The sequence below is a fragment of the Clostridium sp. SHJSY1 genome (assembly GCF_031626875.1).
Taxonomy (GTDB): domain Bacteria; phylum Bacillota; class Clostridia; order Clostridiales; family Clostridiaceae; genus Clostridium.
Window position 1 is genome coordinate 1 of the sequence record NZ_JANDMF010000124.1, and the last position, 1,052, is coordinate 1,052.

The 1,052-nt window shown below is 27.0% G+C and carries 1 protein-coding gene; it reads right to left on the bottom strand.

Features of this window, described 5'->3' with window-relative positions; translation table 11 throughout:
* Positions 1–1,052: amino acid adenylation domain-containing protein (locus NNC19_RS23430; protein ID WP_310941101.1), on the bottom strand; the 1,052-nt coding region annotated here is incomplete at both ends.

Here is a 1,052-nt window from a genome sequence, read left to right on the forward strand (position 1 = left end):
TGTGATGGAATCATATAATTAGGTAATACCTTTTTCAAAAAATCCTTTATTTCTTTTGAAGACACTTTTTCCTCACTTACAACATATGCACATAAGTACTTATTACCACTTTCATCTTTTCTATCTATTACTACTGCTTCCCTTAGCTTTGAATATTTTAATAATTGTGTTTCAATTTCTTGAAGTTCTATTCTAAACCCATTAATTTTTACTTGATAGTCAATTCTACCTATAAAATGTATGTTTCCATCTGGAAGCCATTTTGCAAGATCCCCAGTTTTATATATTTTTTCTCCTTTTACATAAGGATTTTCTATAAATTTTTCTCTTGTAAGGTCTTCTCTATTTAAATATCCCCTTGCAATTCCATCTCCACCTACACATAATTCTCCCGGAATTCCTATTGGAAGTAAATTGCTATTCTTGTCCATTATATATGCTGTTGAATTAGATATTGATGTTCCTATAGGTACTGTTATATTTTCATCCCAACTTCCTTTCACTTCATATGTTGTTGAAATCACTGTGTTTTCTGTTGGCCCATATACATTTATTATCTTTAAATCTTTATATGATTTTGTTATTTTACTTACCTGTTTGCTTTGTAAAATATCTCCCCCTACCAATAAGCATTTTAAATTTTTAAATATTTCTATATTACTTTCACTATATTGATTAAATAATGGTGTTGGCATAAGCATTACTGTTATTTTGTTATTATTAATGTATTTTTCTAATTCAATATCATTAATTATTAAATTTTTCTCTTCTAAATGTAATGCTATTCCATTAAGTAGTGCAATCCAAATTTGAAATACTGATGCATCAAAAGACAAAGATCCACTTTGAAGAACTTTATCCTCTTCATTAACTTCAATATAATCTGAATTATTAACAAGCTTTACTAAGTTTCTATTTTCTATACACACCCCTTTAGGATTTCCAGTTGAACCTGATGTATAAATTATATATGCTAAATCTTTTGGTGTATTAATATTTTTAAGGTTATCTTTGCTTTCTTTAAGTATATCTTCACTATTTAAATCTATTTT